The sequence below is a fragment of the Rhodococcus sp. As11 genome, assembly GCF_048957735.1.
Lineage (GTDB): Bacteria > Actinomycetota > Actinomycetes > Mycobacteriales > Mycobacteriaceae > Rhodococcus > Rhodococcus gordoniae.
Map to the genome: position 1 here is coordinate 18,050 of NZ_JARDJE010000020.1, position 13,153 is coordinate 31,202.

The following is a 13,153-nucleotide window of genomic DNA, read 5'->3' on the forward strand; positions in this document are numbered from 1 at the left end:
ACCCGTGAGGATCACACGAGTCACCGCCGCGGCGGTGTGCACCGCGGCCGCCGTCGCTGTGGCGGGCTGCGGTAGCAGCGACCCCGCAGGTGAGCAGCACGTCCATGAGGGCAGCGACGACCATCAGGTGATCGAGCCGCTCTCACCCCAGCAGATCGACGCCGACGACACTGCGATCACCGCGATGCAGATGATCCTGTCCTGGCAGCCCGCGATCGACGAGAGCAAGACCGACGCCCTGATCCGGGCCACGCCGTATCTCGGTGGGGACCTGCTCGCCGTCGCCGAATCCGGCAGCCGTGCCGACGTCCGTCCGGATGCCGATTGGCAGCAGTGGGCGGCGGCGAAAGACGCCGTGACGGCGGTCTGCGCCCATTCGGATACCACCCCGGAGGCCCCGGCCGGGATGCGCACCGTGGTCATCGACGTGATCTGCACCCAGTCGGTGCTGCACGCCAGCGGGCGCAGCACCCGCCTGACCCCGCAGCTGTGGCGCACCACCATCGTCCGCACCGACGGCGGCTGGCGACTGACCGACTACCGATTCCAGCAGTAGAAGGGGACACACAAACGATGGCACAAACGAGACGCGAGCGACCGCGCAGCTCCTCGGCCGCCGACGAGGTGTTCCTCAAGGCGTTCCCGGCCCTGCTGGTGGCGGCGTATCTGCCGACGATCGCCTACAACACCGGTGGGGGAGCAGACCCCACCTGGAATCCGATCGGCTTGTTCTTCGCTCTGGGGTTCGGCTCGACGAGCTGGCCGGCGGGCGCGACGCTCGTCCTCGGCGTCGAGCTGGTCCTGCTCGCTGCTCTCGCCGGGGCCGGGTGGTGGGCGCTGCGCCGGTTCGGGGTGCTCGAGACCGTCAAGGGCAAGCAGTTCGAACAGCGCATCGACCGCCTCGCCCGCACGATGGTCGATCCGCGAGAAGTCGACGAGGCCGACCCGAAGTACCTCGCCGCCTCCACCGACCGGCTCGCCCCCGCCATCTCGCAGACTCATCCCGGCTACCTCGGCATCCCCCTCGGACACACCGTGGTCGGGGATCGTACCCTGCGCATGACCTGGGAATTCGTGGCGATCGCCTTCGCCGGCGCCCGCATGGGTAAATCCGCCTCGTTCGCTATCCCGGCGATCTGTCACGCCCCGGGGGCGGCGCTGGTGGCGTCGAACCGCGGGGATGTGTACTCGCACACCGTCGGTATCCGCCGCGAAACAGGACGGGTATGGGTATTCGACCTGCAAGGCGTGTCTACCGGCAACCGACAAGAACGTGCGAGCTTCTGGTTCAACCCGCTGCGCACCGTCACCGACCTGCCTTCTGCCGCGGCGGTATGCGGCTACTTCATCTCCGCTGCCACCGACGCCGGTGCCCGTGTCGATGCCTACTTCGACGGCAACGCCCGCGATCTGTTCGCCTCCTACATGCTCGCCGCCGCCCTGGCCGGCGGGGACATCCGGCATGTGGTCGAGTGGCTGACCAACACCCAGTCACAGATCCCCCCGGCCGTGCTCGAGCAGTACGGCTACCCGGAGCTGGCCCGCACGATGCGCGGTAAGCAGGCCGTCAACGCCAAGCAGCGTGACGGCTTCTACGACATGGCCCGGCGCTTCTTGTCCCCGTTGGACGAGCCTCGCTATGCCGAAGCAGTTCTGCCGAACCGCCGGGTCGTCATCGGCACTGATCAGTCCGGCAGGGTCACCGTCACAGAAGGGGAGCACGTCCACGACCTACCGGAGTTCATCTCCGCCGAGTTCGTCACCCGCACCGACACGATGTATGCGCTGTCCAAAGACGGTCCTGGTTCATCCTCGGCGATCTCCAGTGCCCTGGTCGGGCAGATCCTCACCTGCGCCGAGGAATACTCCGAGCAGCAGGAATCGGAACGGATGCCGATCCCGTTCACTGCGGTGCTCGACGAGGCCGCCAATATCTGCAAGATCGAGGACCTGCCCCGCTGGTACTCGCACTTCGGTGGCCGCGGCATCATCCTCATCACCTTCTTCCAGTCCCCCTCCCAGGGAGAAAAGGTCTGGGGCCGCGAAGCCTTCAAGTCCATGGTCGATGCGTGCAGTGTCGTCTGGTACGGCGGCAACGTCGAAGACGACGCCTTCCTGTCGGGTCTGGTCGATGCCGTGGGCACCCACTACGTCGACACCGAATCTCGCAGCCGCCCCACCGGCTTCTTCTCCAGCGGTCAGGCGAGTGTGTCGAACAACTGGCAGAAGGAAACCATCTTCGAAAAGCGGGACTTGCGGGCGCTGCCGAAAACCCGGGCGCTGGTGACGATCGGTGGCTCCACCCCGATCCTGGTCCGCAAAGCGTTCTGGGGGAACTCGCCGTTCGCCGAGGCGATCCGTCAGTCGACGAAGGACAGCAAGCAGCTCGGCCCTGCCCAACAAAAAGCGCTGCCGATGGGGGAGTCCGATCGCCTAGGCAGTGAGGGTCCGCAGCAACCACGCACCGTAGACGCGCCTGTCGTGGAGTCCTCCCGCACCACTGCCCTGTTTACGTCCGAGTTCATGTCGAAGGAATGAACATGGTGAATCTGCCCCGCACGACCGACGATCGCTGGGACACCGGCAACGAGTCCGGAGACGGCACCGCCGACGAGTGGACCCCGGAACAGGCCGCAGCAGTCGGCTCCACTCCGGAACCGCAGGAGAAGAAAGAGCCGAAGTACGCGAATGTCATCGCCTGGGTGAACGGTTTCTTCCTGCCGGTGATCCGCCGGCGGATCAGCGACAACGACGGCGGCCTGTCCTGGGATGCGAGGTGGTGGGCCTACCCGGAGGTCGTCGCCCGCCTGACCGCGCTACACCAAGCCTGGGAAGAAGCCCGCGCCTCGGATTCGATGTCCGCGATGTCCTCCTGGTGGATACAGCACCTCGAACCACATCTGAAGGTCATCCTCGACGGCGACACCGGACCGATGGCCAACGCCAAAGCCGACCGCAGCTTCATGGGCTGGCCCGCCCTGCCTGCCGACCCGGTTCCGTCCAACGTTCTTGACAAAATCCTCGACCAATACAACTAGGAGACAGCGATGATCCTCCAGACCGTCGCGCCCGCCCTCGTGTCCATCGACCCTGTCCTCCCGCCGACCGGACCACCGGCGTACCCCGTCATCGGTTTCATGCTCGGGGCAGTCCTGCTGCTCGCACCGACCGTCCTGCTGGTGAAGCTCGGGGTCGTTGCCCTGCGCGTAGTCCGGTGTCAGGAAATCGTCGGCGAACACTACATCCGTGATCGACACCTCGCCCCGACGACTCTTTCGATCGTGTGCTGGCTGATCGGACTGGGAGGCGTGTCCATGATTCCGGACCTAAGTCAGACCCTGATATTCCGCACCGTCCCCCCGACGGTGTTCGTCAGCGTAATCGTTGCTCCGCTGGTGGCGACCCTGGTGCTCGACGCGATCGCGTCGATGGTTCGTAGACGAACAGGCCGGTTCGTGGATGGTTCGAGCGCCCGAGCCGAACAACGGGAGACGCAGATCGTCAGCGAGCACAGCTAAGAGACAGCAGTGATCCGAGCGACGACACGACGACCCTGGGCCGGGACGGTCCGGGACGAGACATGGGAAGAAATGGCATGAAACTGACTTTGCCCAAGCCGGATCTGACACCGGCCGGTGACCAGTGGCGTCAGATGATCCGTGACGAACAGCAGCGATGGCTCGACGAGTGGGAAGTGTCGTTGAGCGACGATCAACGGGAGCTGGCGTTCTATCAGGCTGCGGCCGCGGTCGAGGAACTACGCGAGCGTGATCCTCGAGTGTCCGCCCTTCACGTGCAGGGCAGAGCATTCGATGCACTGTCCCGCTACGCACCTCGCAGCCGGTGGTGGTGGGTCCGGTACGCGGCCCCGACCCTGGTGTTCATCGTGGTGGCCGGCTGGTTCTATCTCGACCGGGACCTGGTGGTCCTGTGGGATTACGTCCCGGCCGGCGACACCACCGACCTGGTGGCGCAAGCCGTGGGATACGGGCGGTGGGCCACCGTGGTAGCGGTGGGCGCGGTACTGGTGTCCGTCTTCGGCCTTGCTGGGGTGATGTGGTTCAGCGGCTTCAAGGAAAAAGCCGCCCAATACTGGCTGACGGCCCTCGCAATGGCGCTGTGTGCTCTGGGCACCGGCGTGTTCGTCCTCGCTGCCACGATCTGCGTGCTGTACACCTACTCCAGCTGATCGAAAGACACCTGTGGGGGCCACCGTCCGGTGGTCCCCACAGTGCTGTCTTCGGTCAGTACCCGAGCGTTGCTTCGTGACTGTGTTCGACGCCGGTGTCAGGGACGAACGCGGCCTCGTTGGTGTGGTCGGGCGTGCGTTCGATGTTGAGCATCTCGGTCACCGACCGGGGATGACTGCTCATCGCAGCACCGACCGCATCGAGTAGTTCCTGACTGAGCTGGTTCAGGTTGACGGGTGACAGGGGAGGAGCGACCTCGTCGTCACCGTTGACCGGGCCGACCGCGGCGGCCAGACCCCGGCCGGCGGACTCGAGGGCAGCTCCGATCTTGCCCAGGTCACCACTGCTCGTCGGTGCCGTCTCTGCGATCCGTTCGAGCTGGTCGGACACATCCGCTTCGTTTTCTTCTTCGACTGCGTCGGCCGGGTCGGGCTGCGGGGCACGGTCGCTGGACGCGTCCGGGTTGGTCTCGGACTTGTCGACGTTCATCTCTACGGTGTCGGAGTCGGCGGTGTGTTCGTCGGTGGTGGGGGCGAGGGGTTCGGTCACCGCTGCCGGGACTTTCTCGGTGGGTTCGGCCACTGCGAGGTGCTGTTCGGACAGTTCGGCGAGCTTGTCGAACGACGGCACACTTCGGGCGGCGACGTAGGTCAATGCGACGGCGGCGGCGGCGTCGAAGACGCGGTTGTCGGCGTCCCGGTCGATGGCCTGCCGCTCGGCGAGGCGGCGGGCGATCTCGTCCGGGGGCATCTGCACCTGCACATATCGCTGCTGCTCTTGCCGGTACTGCTGTGCTCGCAGTGCGTCCAGTCGTGCCGCATTCTCCTGCGCGAGCTGCTCCCATTTGCGGGTGATCTGCGCCTGCGCGCCCACATGCCGGGCTGTTGCTGCTGCTGCCAGAATCTGGACCGTGGTCTGCTCGGCGGGCTGTCCCCGGAATGCGCCGAGAACCTCGGTTCGGTTCTTCGGTGCCGGGGCCGGATGCCCTTGAGCGCGGCGGCCGTCGACTTGGCGAAGAAAGCCGACGAGGTCGGTCACGTCCTGGCTGGCTTGCGCCCTGGCCGGTCGGGGTTGCGGTCTCGCCTGGGCACCGGCCGAGGGCCCGTCGGGCGAGTTCGGTGCACTCGCCGCCTCGGTGGGGTGAGCTGCTCGTCCCCGATTGCGCAGGAACCGCCGCTTCTGGTCGTTGTCCGCCATAGTCCTTCTCCTTGTGCCATCGGGGGCGGGGGTCGCCGCGTCCGGGCCTACAGGTCCCGTTCCGGTCCGGTGTCGTGGTCGAGGGGGTCGAGACCGAACTGGACGTTCGCCCCCGAATCGGTGCGTGTCCGTCGCGTCGACATGCCGGTGGTGAAGTCGGGTCCGCCGGCCTTGCGTCGGGCGAGTTCGGCGTCGATCTGGCCGAGGATGGTGCGTTCGGCGGTGATCGATTCTTCGAGTCGGGTGATGCGGTCGGTGATCCGCCCGATCGTGCGTTCGTCGGTGGCGCGGGCGCGGGCCTTGGCGGCTTCGGCGGCGCGGTAGTGCTGTGCACCGCGTTCGATCACCGCCCAGCGTCGCTCGGGCGGCGCTGCCTGTTCGGCGGCGGTCACAGCGGCGCGGGCAGCGGCGATCTGGTGTTCGGTGGCCTGCGGGGACCGGGTCAGGGCATCGAGTCGGGTGCGGGCAGCACGCACCACCGCGATGTTGCGTTCGTCGATTTCGACCTGTGCGAGGGACCGCTCCACGCCCGAGAGGGCAGACATCTCCCCTCGTGCCCGCTCGAGTTCGTCGCGGGCCAGCGACAGCAGCATCGCATCTTCGGTGAGCCGTCCCCGGCTGACACCTTGCGCGGACGCCAGCTCGGCGTCGCTGTAGCGGGCGTAGGGTCCGGCCACCTCGTCGCGGGTGTTCTCGGGTCGGCACAACCGCTCGATGTTCGTCTCGACCGCACCCTGGCGTGCCTGCCGGATGTGCGCCATCGGATCGGTCTCGTCGGCGGAGGCGTCGGCAAGCACCCGCGAGACCGCGATTTCCCGCACCGTGGACTCCCACAGCCGCACCCGGCGGGGATCGGTTCCCCGCTGGCCGATGGCGGTGATCCACGGCGCGCTGCATTCGAGTGCGGTGGTGGTGTAGGAGTCGATGAACGCGTGCATCTGCTGCTCGCACGAGCGGGCGTAGGCGGCGAGGATGGGATCGGTTTCGGCCGCGGCGTCGGTCAGTGCTGGCACACGGTAGCCGGCCACCGCATCGGTACGGCGGCGCGGCAACTGCGCTCCGTCCCCGGAATCGATGCGGGTCTTCAGGGCGCGGGCGATGACCTGGCCGGGGGAGTTGGTCTCGGTGTCGATCCGGCCGGCTCTGCCTTCGGAGCTCATCACGGCGGCGGCCTCACGCAGCAGAGTCTCGGTGTCCCACCCGAAAGTTTCCGACTGGGCGACGTAGGTGACGATCTGATCCCACCCCCCGAGGCTGTGCACCCAGCCGAACTGCTCCTCGGTGAGGATCCGATCGAGTAGCTCTTCGGTGTAGTCCTCGTACAGCTCCCCGACGGCAAGCATGTAGGTATTGGTGATCGTCGACCAGGACGCGGCCTTGCGCTGTTCGTCCTCGATCATCTGGTGCACGGTGCGCTGGGAACCGTCGCGGGCGATGATCTTCGCGAGCAGACCGATCGCGCCGGGATGCTCATCCGGGCGATGTTCGAAGTCCCAGTCGGGCAGCTCGTCGTTGGCAGCGTAGACGATATTGGCGTGTTTGCCGCGGGTGAGCGCGACGTACAACGACTGACGATCCATGTTCGCCCCGGCGAGCACGTGGCAGCTTCCCACCGTCATGCCCTGCGAGCGGTGCACGGTGGTCGCGTACCCGAGTTGCACGTTGTCGGTGATGTAGTCGGCGGCGACGGTGACCTGGCCGCCGCTGATGTTGTTGCGCAGCCGCAGCGATCCGTCGTCGCCGATCTCGGCGACGGTCCACAGGTCGCCGTTCTTCACCCGGCCCGAGGTGTTGCCGTCGGAGTCCTCGACGACGTACTTGGAGTTGTTCTTCCGGGTGACCACCACATCCCCGACAGCGGCTTCGAGACCGTCGGCCAGAACGATGCCGGGTCCGGTGACGGTGCCGCCTGCGCGGTAGTACGCAGCGGCCTTCTCGTTGAGCTCGCGCACCAAATCGTTGGTCGGAGCGACCATCAACGCAACCTGCCCGGCCTCGACGTCGGCGACATAGGCGTCAAAAACCAGATCGGCCAGCTCGTGCGCCATGCCCTGCCGGATGCGATCGTTCTGCTCGTACCACTCGAGCACCGTCACATCGCCCTTGCGCAAGCGCAGGCTCGCCTCGGCCTCACCGACGGTGGCGAAACGGTGGACCTTGCGCAGGAACGGGGCGTTGGTGCGATCGGCCAGATCACGCAGAACGCCACCGGCTTCGACGGAAGCGAGCTGCTGCGGATCACCCAGCAACCGCACCACCGCACCGGCCTCGGTGGCGATGCGGGTCAGGTCGGCCAGATCGCGGGCCGAGGCCATGCCCGCCTCGTCCACCAGCAACAGATCACCGCGGCTGATCCCGGTCGCGATACCGACGCGATCGCGGGTGAGCACGTCGGCGATGGTGCGGCCCTGAACCGAAATTTCCTCACCGAGCACTTCGGCGGCACGGGCCGACGGACCCAGGGCGATGACGTTTCCGTTGACGGCCTCCCAGGCCCGGGCGATCACGGTGGCCGCGGTGGTCTTGCCGGCACCGGCCGCACCGACCGCCACGGCAACCCGTGTGCCGGCCGTGAGGAAGTGGGTGATCATCGCGAGCTGATCGGCACCGAGCTCGTGGCCGTTCGCCTCCTCGACGGCGCGGATCGTGCGGCGAATGATCCGATCGTCCACGGTGTGCTCATCGTCCATCTGAGCCTGCTGACGCATGAAATCCTCGGCGTCGAGAACCGACTGCGCGGTATACCGCATCTGCGCGCGATCGACGAGCAGACTGCGCCGGCGTCCGCGTTCGACGCGGTCGCTGATCCGCTCGGGCAGGTGGTATTCCTCGATGTCGATGGGCAGGCAGTAGTCGCGCAGTGCGAGTTCGAGTGCATCATCGTGGATCGCGCGCAGCTGCTCGTCGTCGGCGAAACTGAACTCTCGCAGCCGCCTTTCGATCTCGGCGGTCACCGAGAACACCGTCCACGAACCGACCTTGTGCGAGAGCGTATCGACGACCTCGTCGACGAGCGCCGGCACCTGCTGCGGAGTCAGCACCGGACGGCGATCCCGCTCCCCGCGGACAGCGTCGACCAGCTCTGCGGGATCATTCCCCGCAAGAATCGCTTCGGCGCGCTCGCGCCATTCGGCCCGCAACTCGGCCAGTGACCGTGGGGGATTCTTCGCGTTGCGGGTGTCCAGAGTGGCCTGCTGCGCCTGGGCGTACTGCACCTTTTTCGGGGGATTCTTGCCGTAGCGGGTCTTGTAGTCGCGGGCCAGTTCTTCCTGGCGTGCCTCGATCGCGGCGCGGCGGGAGAACTCCTCGATCAGCGACAACGGGATGCCTTCGACCTCGTAGACCGGTTGCTTGCCGACCGGCGTATCCGGCCTCGGAGCGAAGGTGACACCGAGCTTGCGGGCCACCAGATCGGCCACCCGGGTGTTGTACTTCTCCGACGCCGACACGTTCGCCTTGTAGAGAATCGACCCGTCGATGGTGGTCCATCGGCCTTCGGCATAGACACGATTGACCACGGCGCTGTGGGTGTGCAGGTTCGGGTCCGCAGCGCGATTGTCGAAGTGATCGAACCGGGCGATCAACAGCCCGTCGGCCTTGACCTTGCGCTCCCCACCTTTACCGCGGCGGGTGTAGATCACCTGATCTTCGATCCACTCCAACGCTTCGTCCACGGCCTGCTTGTGGGCTTCCTCGACCGCGGCCTTGACCTGCGCGTCGCCCAGGCCCCACAGCAACGAGATGGACTTCATGGGGGTGAACACCAGGTCGTAGCCGGCCACCGGCTGACGCGCCTTGTTGTACTGCTCGGTGATGAACTTCCACACGCCTTCATCGCTGAGCAGCCCGGCCTGCTCACCACTTTCGCGGTTCAGGTGCTTGCGGGCGGTGGCGAACTGAATTTCCTTCTTCGCCTCGGTGGTCGGGTAATCGCCGTGCTTGGCCTTGTAGGCGCTGCAGAGTTCCTCGACGTCGTGGACGTACTCCTGACTGTTCTGAAACCACGAAAACGCCCGTCCGAGGGCGGTGCTCTGGGACCAGTTCAGATGGTCCTCGGCCGAGGCGCCGGGTCCGGGCTTGGTGTCCAAGGCGGTCGGAGTACGCGCTGCACCGAACACCGACCGCATCGCGGATTCGGTGACTTCGGTGCCGATCTCGACACCGACCTTCTCCGCCAGTTTCCCGCACCACACGCCGGGCGGGGTGCCCTTGGCGAGGTAGTAATCGACCGCATCGGGCTTGCGGGATTCGGTGGCGTCGCCCTTGGCGACATGCTTGGTGAGATAGACATAGCCGTCCCCAGCATTGAGCTTGTGGACGGTCATCACGGCGCCGATTATGCCACGTCGCACCTTTAGTGCATGAGGTGTGTATAGCTTTTTGGACCGAACTGAGTTCGGTCCAAGGTCGGACAGGGCCTCGATGGTCCTGTCCGAGCAGCGGAGCTGCGTGTGTCAGGCACGTGGGCGTCACGGTTGGTCGGTGTGGTGATCGGATCCGGACGTCGATGGAGCGTCCTCGATTCCGGTCGTCGGCCTCCCCGCCACCGGCGCGAGCCGCTACACTTCCTGCCTATGGCCTCGACTTCCCATTCGGCATCTCGCCGCTCACTTCGTCCGCACACGACGCCGAACGTTCGGGAAAACGCCCGCCGTCAGCGGGAGCGACTGCTCGCTCGACAAGCGGAACTCGAAGCGTTGGCCGGCCCCATCCACGACGCGACGGACAAGCTGTCCAAGCTCGAAGCAACGGTCGCCTCGCGGGCACAGGCTCCGCTGAAGAAGATCGAGCGGCTCGAGCAGACCCGCGATCGTCGCATCAAGAAGATCCAAGAGGAGTATGCGGCGAAGATCGCCGAGATCCAGCGGGAGATGGAAGCCGGCACGGAGACGTTGACTCCGCAGGAGCGCGAGCAGGAATCGTCGCTGCTGCGCGAGTACGCGGAAGCGATCGTGACGTTCAGCCGCAGCGCCTCGGCGTCGGAGCTGGCACCGCTGCTCGGCGTGAGCACCCGCGAGGCGAAGACGCTCATCATGCAAGCCAAGGCAGATCTCGGTGTCGCCGATGCCGCCGGGTCGGCTGCATCCTCGTCCGAGGACAAGCAGGACGACAAGCAGACGGTGCCTGCGGCGTCGTGATGCTGCCGTCATGAGTGACGACGGGGAGCCCGCGCTCGACATCGGGTTTCCCGATCTCGATGTCGAGATCGTCACTGAGGAGTCGGAGGAGCGGCCGCGGCGGGTCCGGGTGGTGGACAACTCGCTGCGTCCGTCGAAGACGAACATCGCGGCGTTCTGGTCGAAGGTCGTCAAGTCCCCGACGTGTTGGTATTGGGTCGGTGCGATCAGTGCGCCCGATGGATACGGGCGGTTCAACTTCCAGCGTGAGAACCGGCAACGCACGATGCTTGCGCATCGCTTCTCGGTGGAGTTGGTGCACGGTCCTCTGGCACCGGATGTGGTGTGCGAGCACAAATGCAACGAGCCGCTGTGCGTGCGCGTCGGGCCGGGGCATCTGGTGGAGTCCACGCACAGCGAGAACGTGCGCTACGCGATCGCTCTCGGCCGACTGTCCGGTCACGCCCTGCTCGACGGGCAGGGACGCTCACGTTATGAGCGGTCCCTCGCGATCCGTGAAGCGTTGTGCAACGGCTATGACGAGGACGCACTTTTTCATGCCAAGACCAACCCCGGTGACTGGCAAGGCACGTTGTTCTGACCATGACCGACATGAGCGGTACGCCGCCGTTGACGTCTTCGCCTTGTCGTGTCGGCGCAGTCGGTTACGGTTCGTCCAGCCCGCGAAAGGATCGGTAGATGACCACACCGCCGCTGCTGACCTTGCACACCGAGCACTTCGATCGCCTGACCCCGTATCCCGGTATTTCGACTGGACACTGGCTGGTGCAGGACGCCATTGAAGCTGAGGTCATCAGCTGGGACCGCGCAGTCTGGGGCGAGCTGATCTTCACCGTGGGGATAGAGGACTACGAGTTCGTTGTCGGTTACAGCGTCACCGGCGAGGTGTGTCTCTCGCGGGCCGCGAAAGTGGACATCCCCCATCCGGGGAATCCGTCACTGGATCCCCTCGAGGACAACGACCGCTACCCGCCGTTGCCCGATCCGTTGCAGCAGCCGGCCGAGTTCCTGCGTCTGGTCGTCGATGAACTCAATGCGCTGCATGAGGCCAGCACTCGCATGGTCGCGGTGTGGCCGGGTAACACCGGCGTCCCGGTGCTACCCCCACCACACACCGAGGCCCGGATTCCTGGGTCGGGTGCGGGATAGGCGAGAGATAACCATGGTGGAACGGTCACACATCGAAAAGCAGTTGTACGACGCGATCAAGCACGGCATCCGCCCGAACGAGAGCGAGCTCGAAGCGATCGTGGGCGATGAGAGTGTTCTCCGGTCGCCGTCGCCGGCGGTCGATTTCGTGTTCCCCGACGATGCGGAGCGCGACGAGTTCTGACGGCGTGCGCGTGGTTATGCTGTGCTCGGTAGGACGTGCGCCAGTGTCGGTCAGGCTCGATGCCTGATCGACACTCCAGCGCAACGGGCGAGGCCCCCGGAACTACCGATTCCGGGGGCCTCGCCCGTGTTGTGGTGTCAGATCCAGTCGCCGCTGGGGGCGGGAAGCTCGACGCGGAACTTCTCACGGGCGATACCGACTCCGGTGCCTGCGAGCTTGCGGATCATCGTCGGGTGCAGCCCTGCGGTGAGTGCTTTTTCGAGCAGTCCGAGCATCCGGGTGTCGCACAGCGGATGCTGGGTCGCTTCCTCTCGGGCGGCGGTGAACGCGCTTCCGGCGGCCGGTCCCTGGAAGTTCACGTAGGCGAAGAACCCGGCGACGGTCAACGCTGCCACACGCTCGCGGGTGCGCAGCTTGCTGGCGATCGCTTCCATCGTTTCGGAGGCGACGTTCGGGTCGATCACCGCCAGTCCCAGGATGGCGTCGCGGGCGTGGATGTCGGTGGTGAGCAACAGTCCGACTCGTGCGGCGAGAGCGGGATCGGGGGTGGTGCGGGTGCTCACCAGTTTGGCCAGCTCGCGGATGATGCTGCTCGCGAACTCCTCTCCCATCGTCTCTTTCGCGGCGCGGGCGCGTCGACGATCGGTGACGGTCACCGAGTCCTTGCGGCGGTAGCGGGCGGTGAGCTCGGAACGGTCGCGGGCCACGGTGCGGCCGCTCAGGACGGTCGCGGCGCCCACCTCGGTGATGGCGGGGTCGGGGACCGTGCCGGTCTCGAACAGTCCGCGCAGGTCGGTCCAGGTCTCGCCGCCGCGAATACTCGGGGTGTAGAAGCTGCCCCACACATCGGCTCCGGCACCGAGCAGCATCGCGATCACTCGCTCGGACTCATCGAGCACCTCATGGAAGGTGCGGTTCTCAGCGACCACGATGACGTACACGCTCTCGGTGTCATTGGAGCGTTTGATCGCGGCGGTGACGAGCGGATGGTCCATCTCGCCGAAGTCCATCCGGGCGATGTGGGACAGCCGGTTGCCCGCGAGGAAGACCAGCACGACCGACTGCGATGGCACGAAGCCCAGCATGGCGGGGATGGCAGCGATCATCTCGCCGGTGTTGTCAATCTTGATGGGCTCGGTCATGAGCCGCCTCCTCAGTGTCGGGGCGGACCTGCTCGGCCCGCCTGTTCTTGGTGCCCTTCTGGCAAGGAGATGACGACCTGCACAGGGCCGCGGGAGTGCAACCTCCGGACGGAAAAATCTTTCGAGGAGCGAAGCGGGGGAAAGAATTTTCCG

The 13,153-nt window shown here is 66.1% G+C and carries 12 protein-coding genes; 9 read left to right on the forward strand and 3 right to left on the reverse strand.

Translation table 11 applies throughout. The features are described from left to right. Positions 1–4 precede the first annotated feature (4 nt). From PV766_RS19930 to PV766_RS19950, 5 genes are all read left to right on the forward strand, one after another. Positions 5–556: a hypothetical protein gene (locus PV766_RS19930; RefSeq protein WP_106201990.1), complete on the forward strand. Its 552-nt coding sequence runs from the start codon at positions 5–7 to the stop codon at positions 554–556. Positions 557–573: 17 nt separating this feature from the next. Continuing rightward, complete coding sequence (locus tag PV766_RS19935) at positions 574–2,538, forward strand: type IV secretory system conjugative DNA transfer family protein (protein WP_421097713.1); 1,965 nt, start codon at positions 574–576, stop codon at positions 2,536–2,538. Positions 2,539–2,540: 2 nt separating this feature from the next. Then, entirely contained in the window at positions 2,541–3,038 is a 498-nt protein-coding gene (locus tag PV766_RS19940; protein ID WP_193904099.1) for a DUF4913 domain-containing protein, read from the forward strand. A gap of 9 nt (positions 3,039–3,047) precedes the next feature. Further along, the gene (locus tag PV766_RS19945; protein ID WP_193904098.1) at positions 3,048–3,518 is read left to right on the forward strand and encodes a hypothetical protein; all 471 of its coding nucleotides are present in this window, start codon (positions 3,048–3,050) and stop codon (positions 3,516–3,518) included. A gap of 77 nt (positions 3,519–3,595) precedes the next feature. Then, the gene (locus PV766_RS19950) at positions 3,596–4,189 is read left to right on the forward strand and encodes a hypothetical protein (RefSeq protein WP_033098637.1); all 594 of its coding nucleotides are present in this window, start codon (positions 3,596–3,598) and stop codon (positions 4,187–4,189) included. A 55-nt stretch (positions 4,190–4,244) separates the two neighbouring features. Here the strand turns inward: PV766_RS19950 and PV766_RS19955 are convergent, their stop codons facing one another. Then, the gene (locus PV766_RS19955; RefSeq protein ID WP_421097714.1) at positions 4,245–5,387 is read right to left on the reverse strand and encodes a hypothetical protein; all 1,143 of its coding nucleotides are present in this window, start codon (positions 5,385–5,387) and stop codon (positions 4,245–4,247) included. A gap of 47 nt (positions 5,388–5,434) precedes the next feature. Then, positions 5,435–9,712, reverse strand: a complete 4,278-nt coding sequence (mobF, locus tag PV766_RS19960; RefSeq protein ID WP_421097735.1) for a MobF family relaxase — start codon at positions 9,710–9,712, stop codon at positions 5,435–5,437. A 249-nt stretch (positions 9,713–9,961) separates the two neighbouring features. Here mobF and PV766_RS19965 point away from each other — a divergent pair, with 249 nt between their 5' ends. The 4 genes from PV766_RS19965 (at position 9,962) to PV766_RS19980 (ending at position 11,858) form a co-directional block, all read left to right on the forward strand. Continuing rightward, the gene (locus PV766_RS19965; protein WP_421097715.1) at positions 9,962–10,525 is read left to right on the forward strand and encodes a hypothetical protein; all 564 of its coding nucleotides are present in this window, start codon (positions 9,962–9,964) and stop codon (positions 10,523–10,525) included. Between the two features lie 10 nt (positions 10,526–10,535). Then, on the forward strand, positions 10,536–11,105 hold the full coding sequence (locus PV766_RS19970) for a hypothetical protein (protein WP_421097716.1): 570 nt from the start codon (positions 10,536–10,538) through the stop codon (positions 11,103–11,105). A gap of 98 nt (positions 11,106–11,203) precedes the next feature. Next, a complete protein-coding gene (locus tag PV766_RS19975) occupies positions 11,204–11,674 on the forward strand; it encodes a hypothetical protein (RefSeq protein WP_421097717.1) in 471 nt (156 codons plus the stop codon). A gap of 13 nt (positions 11,675–11,687) precedes the next feature. Then, on the forward strand, positions 11,688–11,858 hold the full coding sequence (locus PV766_RS19980; protein ID WP_421097718.1) for a hypothetical protein: 171 nt from the start codon (positions 11,688–11,690) through the stop codon (positions 11,856–11,858). Between the two features lie 137 nt (positions 11,859–11,995). Here PV766_RS19980 and PV766_RS19985 read toward each other — a convergent pair whose 3' ends face one another. Continuing rightward, the gene (locus PV766_RS19985; protein WP_421097719.1) at positions 11,996–13,000 is read right to left on the reverse strand and encodes a DUF4192 domain-containing protein; all 1,005 of its coding nucleotides are present in this window, start codon (positions 12,998–13,000) and stop codon (positions 11,996–11,998) included. Between the last annotated feature and the right edge of the window lie 153 nt (positions 13,001–13,153).

What these genes read in the sequence shown, in the direction of transcription:
- PV766_RS19935 (WP_421097713.1), top strand. Translation starts at nt 574, where the DNA reads ATGGCACAAACGAGACGCGAGCGACCGCGCAGCTCCTCGGCCGCCGAC.
- PV766_RS19940 (WP_193904099.1), top strand. Translation starts at nt 2,541, where the DNA reads ATGGTGAATCTGCCCCGCACGACCGACGATCGCTGGGACACCGGCAAC.
- PV766_RS19945 (WP_193904098.1), top strand. Translation starts at nt 3,048, where the DNA reads ATGATCCTCCAGACCGTCGCGCCCGCCCTCGTGTCCATCGACCCTGTC.
- PV766_RS19950 (WP_033098637.1), top strand. Translation starts at nt 3,596, where the DNA reads ATGAAACTGACTTTGCCCAAGCCGGATCTGACACCGGCCGGTGACCAG.
- PV766_RS19955 (WP_421097714.1), bottom strand. Translation starts at nt 5,387, where the DNA reads ATGGCGGACAACGACCAGAAGCGGCGGTTCCTGCGCAATCGGGGACGA.
- mobF (WP_421097735.1), bottom strand. Translation starts at nt 9,712, where the DNA reads ATGACCGTCCACAAGCTCAATGCTGGGGACGGCTATGTCTATCTCACC.
- PV766_RS19965 (WP_421097715.1), top strand. Translation starts at nt 9,962, where the DNA reads ATGGCCTCGACTTCCCATTCGGCATCTCGCCGCTCACTTCGTCCGCAC.
- PV766_RS19970 (WP_421097716.1), top strand. Translation starts at nt 10,536, where the DNA reads ATGAGTGACGACGGGGAGCCCGCGCTCGACATCGGGTTTCCCGATCTC.
- PV766_RS19975 (WP_421097717.1), top strand. Translation starts at nt 11,204, where the DNA reads ATGACCACACCGCCGCTGCTGACCTTGCACACCGAGCACTTCGATCGC.
- PV766_RS19980 (WP_421097718.1), top strand. Translation starts at nt 11,688, where the DNA reads ATGGTGGAACGGTCACACATCGAAAAGCAGTTGTACGACGCGATCAAG.
- PV766_RS19985 (WP_421097719.1), bottom strand. Translation starts at nt 13,000, where the DNA reads ATGACCGAGCCCATCAAGATTGACAACACCGGCGAGATGATCGCTGCC.